This is a genomic window from Nocardiopsis ansamitocini, assembly GCF_030268225.1.
Classification (GTDB): domain Bacteria; phylum Actinomycetota; class Actinomycetes; order Streptosporangiales; family Streptosporangiaceae; genus Nocardiopsis_D; species Nocardiopsis_D ansamitocini.
In genome coordinates, this window is the sequence record NZ_BSQG01000004.1 from 381448 (window position 1) to 395215 (window position 13768).

Genomic DNA, 13768 nt, shown 5'->3' on the forward strand with positions numbered 1-13768 from the left:
ACCTGTTTCGCGCTGCTGGACGATGCCGGCCGCACGGTAGCGATGGTGGACCGTGCCCCGATGGGGTGCGTACTGCTCGGGGGGGCACGTCGCCGAGGGCGGGGACCCGCGCCGGAGCGCCGAGCGGGGGCGGGAAGGGTTCGCGCTGGGCCCCGGAGTCCCATCCGTCCTTCGGGGACCGGCCGGCGAGACGGAGAGCCCGGCACCGCCCGCGGCAGCGGATCGCGACACGGAACACGGGCCCTGCCGTACTCGCCGGCCGGACGGGTCCGGGCACGGCAGGGCGACGGGCGCCTACTCCGCGGAGATCTGCACCTCGCTGCGGTCTCCCGACCAGAGGGTGTGGAAGACGCCCTTCTTGTCGGTGCGACGGTAGGTGTGCGCGCCGAAGAAGTCCCGTTGGGCCTGGACCAGCGCGGCGGGCAGGCGCTCGGAGGCCAGCGCGTCGTAGTAGCTCAGCGCAGAGGCGAAGCCGGGGATCGGGATGCCCGACAGCGCGGCGGTGGCCACGATCCGGCGCCAGGCGTCCTCGCCGTCGGTGACGGCCCTGGCGAAGTAGGGGTCCTCCAGGAGGGTCGCGATGTCGGGGTTGGCGTCGTACGCCTCGACGATGCGGTTGAGGAACTGGGCGCGGATGATGCAGCCGCCGCGCCAGATCTTGGCGATGTCGCCCTTGTTGATGTCCCAGCCGTACTCCTGGGCCCCCGCGATGATCGCGTCGAACCCCTGGGCGTAGGCGACGACCTTGGACGCGTAGAGCGCTGCGCGGACGTCGTCCTCAAAGCTGGAGCTGGGCTTTTGGATGTCGGGGCGCCACGTGATGGCGCCGCGCACGGCGGCCCGCTGGCCGGGCTTGGCCGACACCGAGCGGGCGAACACGGCCTCGGCTATACCGCCGACGGGAACCCCCAGGCCGAGGGCGTTCTGCACGGTCCACACACCGGTGCCCTTGGATCCGGCCTGGTCCAGGATGACGTCGACCAGCGGCTTCTCGGTTTCGGCGTCCTTTTGGCGCAGCACCTCGGCGGTGATCTCGATGAGGTAGCTCTCCAGGTCGCCCTCGTTCCACTGGGCGAAGACATCGGCGATCGCCTCTGGGTCGTGCCCGGCGACACGGCGCAGCAGGTCGTAGGACTCGGCGATGAGCTGCATGTCGGCGTACTCGATGCCGTTGTGGATCATCTTGACGAAGTGGCCGGCGCCGTCGGTCCCCACGTGGGTGACGCACGGTTCGCCCTCCGCGACGGCGGCGATCGAGGCGAGGATCGGGCCCAGGGTCGCGTAGGCCTCGGCGGAACCGCCGGGCATGATCGAGGGGCCCTTGAGCGCGCCCTCCTCGCCCCCGGAGATTCCGGCGCCCACGAAGTTGAGGCCGCGCTTCTTGGCCGCGCCCTCCCGGCGGATCGTGTCGTGGAAGTTGGCGTTGCCGCCGTCCACGATGATGTCGCCCTCCTCGAAGAGGTCGCTCAACTGGTCGATGACGGCGTCGGTCCCTGCTCCGGCCTGCACCATGATGATCGCGGTGCGCGGCTTGGACAGGGAGTCCACGAAGTCCTCGACGGACTCCGAGGCGATGAACCCGGCCTCGGGGTGGTCGGCGACGAGGGTACGTGTCTTCTCCGGGGAGCGGTTGTAGACGGCGACGGTGTTGCCCGCTCGGCTGGCGAGGTTGCGGGCGAGGTTGGAGCCCATGACCGCAAGCCCCACCACCCCGATGTTGGCGCGTGCCTCGTGCGTTTCACCCATGCGTGTGCTCCTTGATCCGCGGGGAGCTTCCTCCCCTGCCTGTCCCCTGCGTTCGGCGGTGCCCCTACCCAGGAGCAACCGCTCGGCCACCTTGTCCAACAGCCCGGATCGGCGTCGGCGCCGCGGAGCGGCGGAGCGATGTCCGGCGCGACGCGCACGCGGGCGCGGACCGGGCCGCGCGCGGCCCTCGTGTTGCCCGCCCCTGCCGGTGGTCGGCACCAACGTAGCGGCCTCACCAGGCCGGGGACGGGATTGGGTGGGGCGGAAGAGTTAACCAGAACGACAAAATGAGGTATTGCTCAACAATCCTTCAATACATTAAGTTTTCGGATCAGCACTGACCGGAACCGCGATCCGAAAGTGAACAATTATGGCGAGAACCCGCACGGCCGCTCGACTCCTTGCCGGAGCAGTCATGATCACCCCACTGTTGATGGCGGCGTCGCCCGCCGCGGCAGGCCCCGGCAACGGGCCCCGCGCCTGCCTGGACCACGACGGCGCCACCGTCGAGGAGGCGCGGGTGGACGAGGCCGCGGTCAAGGAGATCCTGGAGCGTTCGGGCTTCGACGCCCCCGTGCGCGAGTTCACCGCGGCGCTGTGCAAGGCGCGCACCCAGCGCGCGGCCGAGGCGCTGGTGGAGCGGCACGGGGAGCGGCTGTGGCGCTCGGCGGTGGACCGGGTCCAGGACAAGGGCAAGGGCAAGGGACCGAAGGCCGGGTCCTTGAGCGCCGGGGACGACCGTCCGCTGTACTGGGCCCGCTTGTCCATGACCGGTGCGCTGAACAACTGGTCGCCGGGCTTCGCTCTCTCCGAGGAGGCCCGCGCCGACCTCGTGGCCCGGATGGAGCGCAGCTCACGCGGCTACTCCAGCCTGGAGAAGCCGGCTCGCAAGGGCGTGACGCGCATCGTGGTGACCGGTTTCGACCCCTTCCGGCTGGACAACGACATCCGCCAGGGCAACCCTTCGGGGGCCGCCGCCCTGGCCCTGGACGGCACCCGCGTGGAGACCGGTGCGGGGACCGTGGTCATCGAGACAGCGATGTTCCCGGTGCGCTGGCGCGACTTCACCGACGGCATCGTGGAGGAGGCGCTGCTGCCGGCCTACACCGGGCGCACGACCGCCGACGCGGTGATCACCGTCAGCCAGGGCCGCGCGGGACGCTTCGACCTGGAGGCGTACAACGGCGCGTGGCGCGCTGGCTCCCCCGACAATGAGATGGCCGGCACCCCTGAGCAGGTGCCCGTCCCGCGGGGCGTACCCACCGTGCGCCCCCAGCCCCAGTGGACGGAGTCCACGCTTCCGCACGACGCGGTCATCGCCGCCTGGACCGGGGTGTTCCCCGTCTACGACAACACCCAGGTCACCGAGATCCCGGCCGGTTCCGACCAGCAGGTGGCCCGGCCCGACGGTCCCACCGAGGGCTCCACGGCGCGCTCGGGCGGCGGGGGCAACTACCTGTCCAACGAGATCGCCTATCGCAACACCCTGCTGCGCGACGGGTTCGGCAGCGGCATTCCCGCTGGGCACGTGCACACACCGATCCTGTCCTTCGGCGGGGACAACACCGACGCGGTCTCGGACCCGGTGTTCGAACAGAACCGCACCGCGATCGTCGACCAGGTCGCGGCGATCGTCGAGGTGATCGCCAACGAGACCGTCGGCGACTGACCCCTGGCCATCGACACGCGGTGGGCCCGCACAGGATCTCCTGCGCGGGCCCACCGGATCGGGACGGGCAGCCGGGTCACGGGTGCATGATCACCTTGGTGTAGCCCTCTTCCCGGCGGTCGAACCGCTCGTAGGACACCGCGGCGTCGGCCAGGGGAACCTCCTTGGTCACCACGAACGACGGAGTCGCCTTGCCCGTGGTGATGAGGTCGCGCAACTGGCGGTTGTAGCTCTTCACGTTGGCCTGGCCGGTACCCATGCGCAGGCCCTTCTCGAACATCTTGCCGACCTCGAAGAGCAGGCGGCCGTGCTTGGACTCCTCGTCGACGCCGCCGGGGTCCGAGGGCAGGTAGAGACCGGGCACGCCCAGGGCGCCCGTGGGCCGGACGGTGTGCACCAGCGCGTTGAGTACGACCGCGGGCTCCTCCTTGCCGGGGTCGGAGTATCCGCGGGCCTGGTAGCCCACGGCGTCCACGCCCTTGTCCACCCCGCCGTCGGTGGCGTCGCGGATCTGCTCGGCGGGGTCCCCTGTGGTGAAGTCGACCGGGACCGCGCCCATCTGCTCGGCGAGCCGCAGCCGCTCAGGGACCTGGTCGACCACGAACACCTGGGAGGCACCGCGCAGGAAGGCGGAGTAGGCGGCCATCAGCCCGACCGGCCCCGCGCCGTAGACGGCCACCGTCTCCCCCGGGCTGACGTCGGCGAGCTCGCAGCCGTGGTAGCCGGTGGGGAAGATGTCGGCCAGCATCGCGTAGTCGGCCTCGTGGTCGGTTCCCGGCGGCAGGACCAGGCAGTTGAAGTCGGCGTAGGGAACCCGCAGATACTCTGCCTGGCCGCCGGGGTAGGGCCCCATGGCCACATAACCGTAGGCCCCACCGGCGAACCCCGGGTTGACCGTCAGGCAGAACCCGGTCTTCCCCGCGAGGCAGTTGCGACAGAAGCCGCAGGCCACGTTGAAGGGCATGACCACGCGGTCGCCCTTGCGCAGCGTCGAGACTCCTGATCCCAGTTCCTCGATGATCCCCATGTTCTCGTGCCCGAAGACGATGCCGGGCTGGGCGTCGGTACGGCCCTCGTACATGTGCAGGTCCGAACCGCAGATGCAGGTCGAGGTCACCCGTACGAGCACGTCGTTGGGATGCTCGATGCGCGGATCGGGGACGTCTTCGACGTTGACGTCGTAGGGCCCGCGGTAGACGACTGCTCTCATGGTGTGCTCCCAGCGTCGGTCGGTGTCCGGGCCGGCCGGCCCGGACCGTTCGTGCGCGGCGCCTTCCTCACGGGGGCGGTCCGGCCTCATGGCCGGGCACCCCTGCCGTGCGGCGCCGTTCCTTCATCTCCGACTCCTGGACGTGGCGCACTCCCCCGAGCAGCGCCTCGCGGACCGTGCGCTCCGCGTCGCGAAAATGCGTGTAGTAGCCGTCGTCGTACTCTTCGACGAGCTGGTAGGTCCAACGGCCCTCGATGACGTTGCGGCCCACGAGCGAGTGCTCGATCCCGGCCGCGAGCTCCTCGTGTCCGCCGGCCCTGAGCCGCGTGACGACCTCGTCGAGTTTGAGATCGGCTTCCCCGGTGAGCCGGTGCATCGCGTACAGGTGGCCACGGGCACACTCCACGATCTCCAGCGCCTCGGTGAGCCGACCTGCCGCTTCGACAGCGGCGGCGTCCGCTCCGGGCGGACGCCGGTCGGCACCGGGACCGCCCGCGGATGCGTCCAGGTTCTCCATGCCGGGCCGCTGCCCCCGGAGGCTCCGTTCCATGCACACGCCCGGCGCGGCACCGGACCGGCGGCGATGCCGCACGAATGTGGTCAACGGCCGCGCCTCGGGTAGCCGCCGTGGCCAGAGGGACGACCCGCACACGGAGGAGGCCGGACATGGACGCCTTGACCAGGGACGAGATCGACACCGCGCTGAGCGCGCTGGGCAACTGGGAGTACCAGGCGGGAGTACTGGCCCGGCTGGCCCGCACCGACGACCCCGAAGGGCTCGGCCGCGCGTTCGACCAGGCCGCGGGCAAGGACCGCGACCACGTGGACGCGGTGGACACCCCCAACGGACTGGTGCTGCGCGTACGCACTCCGGGGACCGACACGGTGACCGCGGTGGACGTCGAGGTGGCCGCGCGCCTGGAACAGGTCATCGAACTGGGCGGTGCCGATTCCGTGCCCCCGGCCCCGCGGGAGAGGGGCTGAACCTCCCGCAGGTCTAAGGAGCGGCCGGGAAGCCCAGCGCGAGGTACTCGTATTCGCTGTTGCCGATGGCCTCGTCCGCGTCGCGGTCGACGACCACGGCCAGGTAGAGATCGTCCTCCCAGTCGGCGATCGGAACGGCGCGGTCGCGAGCGTCGTGGACGGTGTCGTAGTAGGCGGCCCGCGCACCGTCGGGCGTGTCCCGCAGGCGGGTCCCCACCAGGTGGTTGTGCCGGTCGGTACCCAGAAAAAGGATGCCGCTGCTGTACTCGGTGTCGGCGGCTCCCGTGCCCGGCGCCATGCACAAAACGTCCTCGAGTTCGGTGTCGCTGTCCAGGGAGAACACCGAGTCGTCGGTCCAGGCGCAGATCCGGACCGGGGTCTCCTCGTCCAGGTCGGGGACGCGGAGTTCGAAGGGGAGACGCTCCAAGGCGACCTGGGAGGTGCGGGAATCGCCGGAGCCCGCGTCGGCCGCCACCCCAACGGTGGTCCCGCTCTGGACGACCTCGATGCCCAGCCGAGGAGTGCGGGGCAGGCCGTCCGGGCCTCCTTGTCCCGGTTGTTCCTGCTGCGACGGTTCGGGCGTGACCGGCGCCGACGCGGACTCCCCGACCGCCCCTTGGCCGCCGGAGGCGACGATGGCGTAGATCGCGGCGACGGCGCCGGCACATGCGACCACCGCGAAGACCACGACCAGGGCGGTGACGGAAACCGCGGTGGGGTGCGGAGCGCGGCCGTGGTTTTGATGGTGGGGGTGGTGATCCATTGGGGGGTTCCTCGTCGCGGTGGAGGGGCGGTGCGGCCGGGGTGCTCCGGGCCATCTTGCCCGGTCCGCGCGGGGTGCGCCTGGGGCAATGTACTCAGGTTTACCCGGGGGACGTCCGCCCTGCCCAAGAAAACACCCGATGATGGGCCCTCCCTGTCGCCCGTGCCGACGCCTGGGCTAGAAAGGAACGATGGCCCTCCCTTTCTCCCCCGCACCCGGCTCCCGGCACGACGGCCTGCGCAGCCGGGCCTTTCGGCTGCTGTTGCTGGCCACCGTGGCGAGCTTCAGCGGGTACGCGATGTTGTTGCCGTTGGTCCCGTTGTGGGCGGTCCGGGGCGGCGCGGGTGAGATCGGGGCCGGCGCGACAACGGCGGTCTTCATGCTCACCACCGTCGCGATGCAGCTGGGGATGCCGTGGCTGTTGGCGCGCGGGGGCTACCGGTGGACGTTCGTGACCGGGTCGCTGCTGTTGGGCTTGCCCACCGCACTCGTGGGTCTGTCCTTTGACCTCGTCCCCCTGCTGGTGGTCGCGGCCGTGCGCGGCGTGGGATTCGGCATGGTGACCGTGGTGGGATCGGCGCTGGCCGCCCGGCTGGTGCCGCCCGGGCAGATCGGCCGCGCCGCGGGCTACTACGGAATGGCGGTGGGGGCCCCGCTCCTGGTCGTCCTCCCTGCAGGAGTGTGGCTGAGCCTGAACGTGGGCTTCTGGGTACCGTTCCTCGCCGCGACGCTGGCACCGCTCCTGGGCGCGGTGGCCGCGGCGGCGATCCGGCTCGACGTCCGTGGCGATGCCGACCGGGCCGGACGGGACGGACAGCGCGCCGACGGCCGCACGGTGCTGCGGCTGTGGGGGACGCTTGCCGCCCCCCTGGTGGCGATGCTGGTGCTGGCGGTCGCCTCCAGTGCCGTGGTCACTTTCCTGGCCATCCCCTTGGCGGCCGCACCGTGGGTGGCGACGGCCGGACTGCTGGGGTACAGCGCTGCCGTACTGGTGGGCCGCTGGGCGGCGGGGCTGGCCAACGACCGGGGGCCCGGGCGGTCGCTGCTGGTGGCCGGCGCGCTGGGGGCGTCGTCGGGGATGATCCTGCTGGCGTGGGCGCTGTGGCCGGCAGGCCAGGGGTGGAGCGGGCCGGGGGCCGTGGCCGTGACGTTGGTGATCGTGGGAGCGGTGCTGTTCGGTGCGGGGTTCGGCGGCGTGCAGAACGAAACCATGGTGCTGATGTTTCGCCGGTCGGGTCCGGCGGAGTACGGCACCGCCAGTGCGGCCTGGAACATCGGGTTCGACGCCGGGACCGGCGTCGGCGCCCTGGGGCTGGGGGTGGTCGCCCAGACCCTGGGCTACGGTCCGGCGTTCGCGGTGGCGGCCGTGGCCGCCACCGCCTGCCTGCCCGTGGCGCTGTCGCTTGCCCGCCGCACCGGACGCGGCGGGTCGGCACCGTCAGCGGCCGACGGCGGCGCGTACTAGCCGCAACACCTGTGCCTTGCGCCATGTAGGGGCACCGACGGGCGTCGAGCGCCCGCGCCGACGACCGCGGGCCCAGCCGGGCCGTCCTGAGCACCGGCCGTGCCGTTGCCGAACCGGCCGCTCGCCACGGTGCGACCACCGCCCCGCCTTCCGAAAGGACCGTCGGGCACCGGCCACGACACGGTCGTGCGTAAGGGGCGCGATCGCGCCGTCGAGTAGGCGGAGCCGTGAGCGGGCCGAAGCATCGAGCGTTGTGGACCGCGCATCCGGCGCCGGCCGGCGGCAGTGGTCACGCACTGGCCGACGGCGGGGTCGAGGAGTCGGCGCCTGAACCACGCAGACCGCGAGTAAGCAGTCCGACCATGTGGCGGGGGTTGTACCGGGCGTCGGTCTCGTGTCCGATGCAGAGGTTCCCGATTCCGCGCATCAATTCGTAGGCGTCCACACCGGATGCGATCTGGCCGGAGCTTTCGGCAGCGTCCAACAGCTCCGCGCACACCGGAACGAGCCGATCGAGGAAGTACGCGTGCAGTCGTTGGAATCCGGTGTCGTCCGAGCCCAGCGCGTCGGCGAGACCGTGCTTGGTGATGACGAAGTCGACGAACTGGTCGACCCACGCAAGGAGCGCGTCGAGAGGCGAAGCCGCCTCGGTGAGCAGTCGGGGGCCCGCAGCCGCACATGCCTCCACCTGGTGCCCGTACACCTCGACGACCAACTCGGTACGGGTCGGGAAGTGCCGGTAGATGGTTCCCAGGCCGACGCCCGCTTCCGCCGCGATCTCACGGATCGGCGCGTCGACGCCCGAAGCCGCGAAGACAGCGGCGGCAGCGTCGAGAAGCCTTCGCTCGTTTCGCTGCGCATCGGCGCGCCGAGCCCGACGCGGGGATGTCGCCGATCCCTGTTCTGTCATCTGGATAGTCCCTAAGGGGCCTTGGTGTCGTGGAACGCCTTCCGCACCGCAGGTTACTGGAACGGCGATCCGTTACGAGTGGAGTCGGCCGGACCTCGTCTGCCATCGGCCCATCCGACGATGCCCCGGAGAGCCTTTGACAATCCGGAACAATGTTCCGTATCGTCTTTACCGGAACACTGATCCGTTAAAGCCCGGCCGCGAGCCGGCCGCGGCGTTGCGACGGCGGCGCCGGCCGCACCACTCCACAAGAGGAACCACTTCCATGAGCTACACCGGCTACACCCGCAACCCCGTGCCCGCTTCGGCGGTACTGTCCCTTGCCCCGGTGACACTGCCGACCCCGGATCGCGCCGTCGATCTGGAACTGCGCGTCTCGGCGCCGGTGTCCGGCGCGGGCCTGCCCATCGTCCTGCTGTCGCACGGACACGGACCGTCGAACTTCCTGTCGTCGCTGTACGGCTACGGACCACTGGGGAACTTCCTTGCTGCGCACGGCTTCGTGGTGCTCCATCCCACGCACCTGGACTCGGCGACGCTCGGTCTGCGCGACGCCGACGACCCCGAAGCACCGCTGTACTGGCGCACACGAACCACGGACATGTCGTTCATCCTCGATCACCTCGACGATGTCGAGAAGGCACTGCCCCAGCTGCGAGGACGCACCGATCCAGGCAGGATCGCCGTCGTCGGGCACTCGATGGGCGGGTTCACGGCGAGCCTGCTGCTGGGCGCCCGCACCGTCGACCCGACGAACGGATCGGAACTCGATCTCGCCGACCCCCGCTTCACGGCCGGTGTCGTGATGTCCGCGCCCGGCAGGGGCGGTGACTCGCTGAGCGAGTACGCCAAGGAGCACTACCCCATCCTCTCGGGCACCGAGTTCTCCCACATGGATGCTCCCGCACTCGTCATCGGGGGTGTCGAAGACGTCTCGACCCACCTGACCGTCCGCGGCCCCGAGTGGTACACCGACGCCTACGCGCTCTCCCCCGGCCGCAAAGCGCTGCTCCGACTCTTCGGTGCGGGGCACGCCCTCGGGGGCGTGTCCGGCTACGACGCCGCCGAAGCGTCGGACGAGAACCCGGAACTGGCCGATGCGGCCCTGTGGCTCACCTGGGCTTTCCTGTGCACCGAGCTGGGCCTGGACGAACACGCCTGGGACTTCGCCAGCAACGCGCTCACAAGCGCACCCGCCCCGCTCGGACGAATCGAGTCCAGGTGACACACGACGGGCCCGCAGGCAACGAGAGGAACAAGCAATGCTCGACAACGGGACTTCCGACGACAACCGCCCCGACGGCGCACCCGGCCGCCTGGCGACGACCGCCCTGATCACCGGAGCCGCACACGGGATCGGCGAAGAGGTCGCCCGACAGCTGAGCCGGCTCGGAACACGCGTGGTCGTCTCCGCGCGCAACCCCGTCGACGCGGCTGCCGCCGTCGAACGCGTCGACGGAGCCGAGGCCCTGCCCGTGGGACTGGACATCTCCGACCAGGAGTCGGTCGACACGGCAGCCGCAGCGTTCGCCGCCCGCTGGGCGCACCTCGACATCCTGATCAACAACGCAGCCGCCCACCCCGACAGGGACGAGACGCCCTCCCGGGCGAACCTCGCGATCGCCACTGACGCTTTTCAGGTGACGCTGTTCGGAACATGGCGGACGACGCAGGCATTCCTGCCCCTGCTGCGCCGGTCGAACCATCCCCGGATCGTCAACGTCAGCTCGGGCGCAGGATCGCACACCGACGAACGGTACGGCTTTCCCGTGTTCGGCGGCACGGCTGCGACCCACGCGATCAGCAAGGCGGCACTCAACGCTTTCACCGCTGTCCTGGCGGCCGAGCTGGCCGACACTCCCGTGATCGTGAACGCGGTCTGCCCTGGCGTGACGGCGACGGTGCCCGGCGCCGAGGCGTTCGGTGCGCGCCCGGTCGAGGAAAGCGCTCCGGGGGTCGTCTGGGCCGCGACCCTGCCCGACGACGGTCCGCGGGGCGGCTTCTTCCGCGACGCCCAGCCCCTCGGCTGGTAGATCCGGTCCCGACCCCGTTCGGAGCCGGCGTGGAAAGCGCGGTCGTCGCATGGCCGCGCCTTCCCGACGATCGAGTTCCTGCCCCGGATCGGGCGGCACCGGCCCGTTTTGCGACGCGCCGACACACCCGTTCCCGCACCCCCCGGTGGTGCGCGCGGCGTGGCGTTCCGGCCCGAGCAGGTCCTTCACCCTCCAGATGATCGTCTCGATCCTCTGGCGCGGCCAGGAGGGGGACCGGCCGTCGTCGGGTTCGTCCTTGCGTGCCGGCCCGATGAACACGTGCCCCGGATCCGCAGCGGCCTTCTCGGCCCCGGCCCCGGCACATCCCTCATCGTCCACGGCCGGGCACTGCCCGGGTCCGATGGGGATGACGTTGAACACGTGCGGGGCCTGTTCGCGTTCGGGTGCGGGGTCTCCCACCAGGTCGAAACGGCATTGACCGGCCCGATCGCGGCGATGGACGGGACCGGGGCAGGGGAAGGTGTGAACCGGGAGACCGTGGGGGTTTCCTCATCCCTTCAGGGGGAAGAGTCCGGTCGCCCCTCCCCCTCCTCTAAGGAAACCCCTGTGACGGCCACCCCCATCGCCTCCCGGACCGCCGAGGCCATCGACACCTACCGGACCGGCGAACTCACCACGCTCGGGGCCGACGGCACCCCGCTGACCTGGCCAACCGCCGTCTGGCGGCACCCGGACGACACACTACTCATCACCACGTCCCTGGCCTACGCACAGAAGGCGCTCAACGTCCGACGCGACGGGCGCGTGTCGGTGCTCTTCTCCGACCCCACCGGCAGCGGCCGCGCCGACCTGCCCCAGGTGTTCGTCAGCGGGACCGCCACCTGCCCCGAGGAGATCCTGACCGGTCCCGGCGAGGCGGCCGATTACTGGCGCAGGCTCTTCGAACGCCAGCCGCACAGTCTGGGATACGTCCGGGCGCCGGGACGGTGGCTCATGGACTGGTACTACATGAGGTTGTCCATCACCATCACGCCCGACCGGGTGGAGACGCGGATCCCCCTCACCGAGCAACTCGCCGCCGGACCAGTCCCCGGCCAGGACCCCGCTCAGGGAACGGAAACCGGTTCCGGGCCGCTCGGCGCCGACCTGGTGGCACGTTTCCCGAGCGGGGTCCTGGGGGTCCGGGACGCCTCCGGAGCGCCGCTGCTGGCGCGCGTGCGCCCCAGGGCCACCGACGCCGGATTCGTCGTCGAGGCGGACGTCCCCGAGGGCGCCGTCCCCGGGAAGGCATCCCTGCTCGTGCACCGGCACGACGAGCACCTCAACGGCATGCACAACGCCCTGGTCCGGGGTGAGCTGCACATGGACGGGGAGCAATGGGTGCTGGTGCCCAGCAAGGTCATCGAACCGATGGGGGCCGGCAACCGCAGCAGCGCGGTCCGCATCCTGCGGGACGCCCGCCGGTCCACGAACCGGTACCTGGAGCGGCGGGGACTCGACCGGCCCAGGATCGAGTGGGGCCAGTTCCAGGAGCTGTTCTCCAAGAGCTCCCCCGCCTAGATCGTTGATGGGGGTTTGGAGGCGCCTCCTGCTGGACGCGGCGAAGGGCGTCAAGGTCGGTCTTCACATACCGATCCTTGACGCCCTTCGCCATAGAAGCAGTTCAGGAATCTCCCCTCAATGATCTAGGCGCAGTACTGCGCCTGCTTGCCGATCACCCGCTGCGGGCAGTCGGCGTACTCGACGAGTTCGAGCACGGCCCCGCGGTTGCGGCTGGTCTCGCGGTTGATGATGGAACCGGGCGGGTAGAAGCCGCCGCCGCTGGCGCCGCCCGGGTACATCTCGTAGGTGAACGCGAAGATCTTCTGGTTGGCCCAGAGCCAGTCGGTGCTGGACCCGTCGGTGATGTAGAGGTCGCTGGACTGCTGGGGGGTGTAGCCGTTGAGGGCGGCCATACGGCGGCCGAGGGCGGCGTGGGTGTCGTAGTCGTCGCGGGTCATGCCGGTCGCGGTCTCGGCGTAGGTGTAGCCGTAGGGCCACAGGATGAGCTGTCCGTAGGTGTGGAAGTCGATGGAGACGCGGATCTGCTGCTTTCCGCCCACGACCCGGCCGCGCACGAAGTTGGACAGCGCCCTGACCTCGGGCGACGACTCGGCTCGGGGGCCGCGGTAGGTCGTGCTGGAGGGGCTGCCGGAGGAGCCGTTGCAGCACCCCCACAAGTAGGCGAAGTTGCGGTTGAGGTCGGTGCCCACCGCGGTGGTTCCGGAATTGGGTTGGCGGTTCTTGCGCCAGCTGCGGTAGGAGCCGGTGGCGATGTCGTACTCGCTGCCGTCGGGATTGAGGCTGGGCAGGACCCAGATCTCACGGCTGTTGAGCAGCCGCGTGATCTGGGCGTCGTTGCCGTAGCCGTCGCTGAGCAGGTCGATGAGGTAGAGGCCCATCTCGACCGTCAGGTGCTCGCGGGCGTGCAACTGGTGGAAGAAGAGGACCTCGGGCTCGTTCTGATCGGTTGCGACATTGGCGCTGATCTTGACGGCGAGGAGGTTGCGGCCCTCATGGGAGGTACCGAAGGTGGTCTTGCGCACGAGAGTGGGGTGGTCGGCCACGGCCTTGTCGATCCTGGCGACCATTTCGGCGTAGTTGTGGTACGCCGAGTCACTGGGGGGGAAGTCCAGGGTCCGCAGGAGCGGGCTGACCTCGAAGCCCAGGGCCTCGATCGCCCTGACCTCGGCAGAGGTCGCTGTGATCTGCACGGAGCCGGTGTCGACCCCGTCGATGGCCGCGCCCGTGCGGGCCACCTCGGTGCGCTCCGCTGCGGTCGCGGGGCCGTCCACGCGGTACTGCGCCGGGGGGCCGGGGCGGGCCGCGCCGTCCTCGGCGTGGGCTCCGGCGGTAGCACCGCCGGAGAGCACTAACGCCGCGAGGGTGAGTGCCGTGAGCAGTCTTCGTCGTCCGTTCACCAATGCCTCCAAGAAGCGGGGGTGGGAGGGCGGAGCCCGCACGTGGACTTCGCCTCCTTATTGACGG

The 13768-nt window shown here is 70.5% G+C and carries 12 protein-coding genes; 6 read left to right on the forward strand and 6 right to left on the reverse strand.

Going from position 1 to position 13768, the window contains the following annotated elements:
• Positions 1-294: 294 nt before the first annotated feature.
• Positions 295-1746, reverse strand: coding sequence for an NADP-dependent phosphogluconate dehydrogenase (gene gndA, locus QSJ59_RS14205; RefSeq protein WP_285760003.1), 1452 nt, complete (start codon positions 1744-1746; stop codon positions 295-297).
• Positions 1747-2116: 370 nt separating this feature from the next.
• Between gndA and QSJ59_RS14210 the strand changes: the two genes are divergently transcribed.
• Entirely contained in the window at positions 2117-3415 is a 1299-nt protein-coding gene (locus tag QSJ59_RS14210) for a pyroglutamyl-peptidase I (protein ID WP_285760004.1), read from the forward strand.
• A gap of 76 nt (positions 3416-3491) precedes the next feature.
• On the opposite strand, the gene QSJ59_RS14215 is transcribed toward QSJ59_RS14210, so the two are convergent.
• Complete coding sequence (locus tag QSJ59_RS14215; RefSeq protein ID WP_285760005.1) at positions 3492-4625, reverse strand: glutathione-independent formaldehyde dehydrogenase; 1134 nt, start codon at positions 4623-4625, stop codon at positions 3492-3494.
• Positions 4626-4692: 67 nt separating this feature from the next.
• Positions 4693-5175 carry a hypothetical protein gene (locus QSJ59_RS14220; protein WP_285760006.1) on the reverse strand — a complete coding sequence of 161 codons (483 nt, stop codon included), beginning with the start codon at positions 5173-5175 and terminating at the stop codon, positions 4693-4695.
• A 116-nt stretch (positions 5176-5291) separates the two neighbouring features.
• Between QSJ59_RS14220 and QSJ59_RS14225 the strand changes: the two genes are divergently transcribed.
• Complete coding sequence (locus tag QSJ59_RS14225) at positions 5292-5609, forward strand: hypothetical protein (protein WP_285760007.1); 318 nt, start codon at positions 5292-5294, stop codon at positions 5607-5609.
• Positions 5610-5622: 13 nt separating this feature from the next.
• Here the strand turns inward: QSJ59_RS14225 and QSJ59_RS14230 are convergent, their stop codons facing one another.
• Positions 5623-6372: a hypothetical protein gene (locus QSJ59_RS14230; RefSeq protein ID WP_285760008.1), complete on the reverse strand. Its 750-nt coding sequence runs from the start codon at positions 6370-6372 to the stop codon at positions 5623-5625.
• Between the two features lie 190 nt (positions 6373-6562).
• Between QSJ59_RS14230 and QSJ59_RS14235 the strand changes: the two genes are divergently transcribed.
• Positions 6563-7837, forward strand: a complete 1275-nt coding sequence (locus QSJ59_RS14235; RefSeq protein ID WP_285760009.1) for an MFS transporter — start codon at positions 6563-6565, stop codon at positions 7835-7837.
• Between the two features lie 289 nt (positions 7838-8126).
• On the opposite strand, the gene QSJ59_RS14240 is transcribed toward QSJ59_RS14235, so the two are convergent.
• Complete coding sequence (locus QSJ59_RS14240; RefSeq protein WP_285760010.1) at positions 8127-8747, reverse strand: TetR/AcrR family transcriptional regulator; 621 nt, start codon at positions 8745-8747, stop codon at positions 8127-8129.
• Between the two features lie 265 nt (positions 8748-9012).
• Between QSJ59_RS14240 and QSJ59_RS14245 the strand changes: the two genes are divergently transcribed.
• The 3 genes from QSJ59_RS14245 to QSJ59_RS14255 all read left to right on the forward strand — a co-directional run bounded on the left by QSJ59_RS14245 (position 9013) and on the right by QSJ59_RS14255 (position 12301).
• Positions 9013-9972 (forward strand): alpha/beta hydrolase family protein, encoded by a 960-nt coding sequence (locus tag QSJ59_RS14245; protein ID WP_285760011.1) that lies wholly within the window; start codon positions 9013-9015, stop codon positions 9970-9972.
• A 37-nt stretch (positions 9973-10009) separates the two neighbouring features.
• On the forward strand, positions 10010-10780 hold the full coding sequence (locus QSJ59_RS14250) for an SDR family NAD(P)-dependent oxidoreductase (RefSeq protein ID WP_285760012.1): 771 nt from the start codon (positions 10010-10012) through the stop codon (positions 10778-10780).
• 567 nt (positions 10781-11347) lie between these two features.
• A complete protein-coding gene (locus QSJ59_RS14255; RefSeq protein ID WP_285760013.1) occupies positions 11348-12301 on the forward strand; it encodes a pyridoxamine 5'-phosphate oxidase family protein in 954 nt (317 codons plus the stop codon).
• Between the two features lie 125 nt (positions 12302-12426).
• Here the strand turns inward: QSJ59_RS14255 and QSJ59_RS14260 are convergent, their stop codons facing one another.
• A complete protein-coding gene (locus tag QSJ59_RS14260) occupies positions 12427-13743 on the reverse strand; it encodes a M14 family metallopeptidase (protein WP_285760014.1) in 1317 nt (438 codons plus the stop codon).
• Positions 13744-13768: the final 25 nt, after the last annotated feature.

Excerpts from the sequence above, each read along its gene's own strand:
- QSJ59_RS14245 (WP_285760011.1), top strand. The coding sequence starts at position 9,013 with ATGAGCTACACCGGCTACACCCGCAACCCCGTGCCCGCTTCGGCGGTA.
- QSJ59_RS14240 (WP_285760010.1), bottom strand. The coding sequence starts at position 8,747 with ATGACAGAACAGGGATCGGCGACATCCCCGCGTCGGGCTCGGCGCGCC.
- QSJ59_RS14235 (WP_285760009.1), top strand. The coding sequence starts at position 6,563 with ATGGCCCTCCCTTTCTCCCCCGCACCCGGCTCCCGGCACGACGGCCTG.
- QSJ59_RS14230 (WP_285760008.1), bottom strand. The coding sequence starts at position 6,372 with ATGGATCACCACCCCCACCATCAAAACCACGGCCGCGCTCCGCACCCC.
- gndA (WP_285760003.1), bottom strand. The coding sequence starts at position 1,746 with ATGGGTGAAACGCACGAGGCACGCGCCAACATCGGGGTGGTGGGGCTT.
- QSJ59_RS14210 (WP_285760004.1), top strand. The coding sequence starts at position 2,117 with ATGGCGAGAACCCGCACGGCCGCTCGACTCCTTGCCGGAGCAGTCATG.
- QSJ59_RS14225 (WP_285760007.1), top strand. The coding sequence starts at position 5,292 with ATGGACGCCTTGACCAGGGACGAGATCGACACCGCGCTGAGCGCGCTG.
- QSJ59_RS14215 (WP_285760005.1), bottom strand. The coding sequence starts at position 4,625 with ATGAGAGCAGTCGTCTACCGCGGGCCCTACGACGTCAACGTCGAAGAC.
- QSJ59_RS14220 (WP_285760006.1), bottom strand. The coding sequence starts at position 5,175 with ATGGAACGGAGCCTCCGGGGGCAGCGGCCCGGCATGGAGAACCTGGAC.
- QSJ59_RS14250 (WP_285760012.1), top strand. The coding sequence starts at position 10,010 with ATGCTCGACAACGGGACTTCCGACGACAACCGCCCCGACGGCGCACCC.